This window comes from Paenibacillus sp. MAH-35 (assembly GCF_058135425.1).
In genome coordinates this window covers 1-2,565 of sequence record NZ_JBYUPU010000089.1, presented here as the reverse complement: position 1 = coordinate 2,565, position 2,565 = coordinate 1, and the positions used below count along the sequence as shown (strand labels likewise).

2 protein-coding genes and 2 pseudogenes are annotated in these 2,565 nt (G+C 38.9%); 2 read left to right on the top strand and 2 right to left on the bottom strand.

Going from position 1 to position 2,565, the window contains the following annotated elements:
• Positions 1 to 456, bottom strand: a pseudogene (locus AC3Y2E_RS34505) (IS4 family transposase); the annotation flags it as partial.
• A 391-nt stretch (positions 457 to 847) separates the two neighbouring features.
• Here AC3Y2E_RS34505 and AC3Y2E_RS34500 point away from each other — a divergent pair.
• Positions 848 to 1,690, top strand: coding sequence for a hypothetical protein (locus AC3Y2E_RS34500; protein ID WP_379217957.1), 843 nt, complete (start codon positions 848 to 850; stop codon positions 1,688 to 1,690).
• A gap of 138 nt (positions 1,691 to 1,828) precedes the next feature.
• Positions 1,829 to 2,320 carry a hypothetical protein gene (locus tag AC3Y2E_RS34495; protein WP_379217955.1) on the top strand — a complete coding sequence of 164 codons (492 nt, stop codon included), beginning with the start codon at positions 1,829 to 1,831 and terminating at the stop codon, positions 2,318 to 2,320.
• A 71-nt stretch (positions 2,321 to 2,391) separates the two neighbouring features.
• On the opposite strand, the pseudogene AC3Y2E_RS34490 reads toward AC3Y2E_RS34495, so the two are convergent.
• Positions 2,392 to 2,565 (bottom strand): annotated as a pseudogene (locus AC3Y2E_RS34490) (IS4 family transposase); the annotation flags it as partial.

The following is a 2,565-nucleotide window of genomic DNA, read 5'->3' as shown; positions in this document are numbered from 1 at the left end:
CCAGCCTAACGTCAGCATGTTGAAGCCTTTGACAAAACGCCCTGTCGTATGGTCGAACACACGGGCAAGTAATTCCGCCTTTTTGCTGCGGTTTTGCTGAAGAACCGAGTCATCCACAATGAAGACGCGAACGCAAGTAGATGAAATGAGGGTTTTAAATGAAGCACGATTTTCAGGCTTAGCGCCAATAAAAACTCACGCCATGCAAAGTAGCTGTGATTTAAAAAGCGATATACCATCTTTTCCCGGCAGATCCTTACGATCGCTTTCGAGGAGTCGAAACCAATTGCGTCCTTCAAACACAAGGGAAAAGATAAGCTTAAACACTTCCAGACTCGTGAAACCAAACGATTTGGAAATGCCCGAATCCCGAAGCAGGTTGCCAATTTTAAGGACAGAGAGAATCGCTAGTAATCGTGATTTTGCCTGTTCAGATTGCTGATTTTGGTGTACCATAAAGTTACACACCTTTCTTTGTTTGGAATGGTTGCTCGTCACTTCCATTTTACCAAACAAAGGGGTGTTTTTTCTGTCAAGACCCTATTATTCTTTAGGATTTTCCTTTATCCATAAGGAATTTCCGTCATTTTGAAGCTGCGAAAGTTGAGTACCTAATAGAAATATATTGGGACTATTTTACTAAATATTGTATGTAGCGCAACCTTTTACCGAATATTGGTGTCCAAGTATATGAATACCAAAATGTGGATTATAAGTGAGGGGGTGGAATTATAGATTAGTATATTTATTGAATAGTTCGTTTGATAATTTTTTACATCTCGGTGCAGTCAGTAAGTGCTTGTTGAATCATACGAAAAAACTAAAATCAACTTTCGAGGTGAAAAAAATGGTTAAACGCAAATTCTTTGCATTATGTCTTGCAGTTGTAACGATGGTTTCCGGGATATCTGTTGCAAGCGCAGATGACAAGTCTACGGGTGATCAAAATGCGACTCAAATTATCACAACTGTTTTCAATGCAATAAAGAACCAAGATGAAGGAACTATTGTGAAAAATGTTATTGATACGAGATTTCCAAACGTCGATGCCCAAATAGCCGCATATAAGCAAGACTTTGAATTGGATCCCGTTATTGGCTTCAAAATTCAGCAGTTAAAAGATTTAAATTCCACTAACAAGGAAGTATCGATTGAACTGGAGTTCAAAAATGCCGGGACAACACCGGCTATTCCATTTAACGTAGTATTAGAAAAAGATAATTGGAAAGTTGTTTTAGAAGACAATTATATTGATGCTAATGCTCGAGTAGAGAAAATAGGTAAATTTACATTAACCGAGGGGACGACAAATGGTTCTGTGAGTCCTTTAACGACAATCGAAGTATGCTATTGGAATATTCTTGGACTCGGTGCTGGTAATTCTTTGTTGAGCGACTGCACTTTTGAGGTAACTAACCCTAATACTGTAACTCTACATGGATGGCAAGAAGCTATTGGTTCAGCTTTTCCTCCGAGTATCAAGATGCGTTATGAAGTTGGGACATACTCAGCATTTGGAGGCTTCACTTGGAAAGGGGAAGCAAGTGTTGATACGGTGCATCTTCAATCCGCACCCACAACATGGTTCTCGGAACTTGTTACCGGGGTGCCCCTAGGGAAAAACTATAAATTAAAATTCACAAATACTGGACGAGATTCAATTAAAGGATCAGGAAACGTATATCAGTAAATTCTTCTAATTTAAGTATAAATAAGAAAGAGTTGGGGGCTTCTCCTGACTCTTTCTGCTTTATAAGCAAAAAGAAGATTAATCCATGTTCACTATATTTTGTTATTTTACATAATTAATCTTAGGAGAACAATCACGATGTATCGAAAAAGGATAACATTGGTAGTCTTCTTGGCTATAATGATAATTGTGTCATGGCTGATATATAGTGAAATGCAGCCTAAGGGCTATGCAACCTCAACACAGGCAGCAGATGTATTCTTTAGTGCTATTGTGCGAAAAGATGTGGAAACAGCTGTAAATGCTTCCAATGATTCTTGTGGAATGCATAAGCAGGCTCGATTAGATGAATTTCAAGAAGGAATGGTATCTGATCCTATCCAGAGCTATCAGGTACTTTCTGTTTCAAAACGAAGTTCGAAAATAGATGAGATCCGGGTTCAACTCATATTTGTAAGTGGCGAACAAGTTGAATTTCCTTACCAAGTTGTGCGTGGGAGTGACGGGTGGCGGCTCCAGTTCGATCGCTTTTATCGGGACAAGTTTGGAAATGTCAGTATACTTCCATGTGAATCCCAAGATTTAACTTTTGTCGATAAGCTTATGAACATGATACGTTCGCTATTTTAATAATTATTATCTCAGCTTTCTCAGCTTATTTTTGGCAATAAACCTTTGATATAGCTGGGTAAACCGGCAATTCAATCGAGGAGTTGACGAATAACTGCTTGTTTGTTCCGTTTGGTTTTGGCTTCGGCAATATCTATGAAAAATGCCATCAGTTGCTGGAGTGCAGTGATTAAATCGAGATCACGTACTTCATCGGAAAAGAGGAAGTAGAGTCCGCCAAGTGACTTCTCATCGTTCTCCTGACG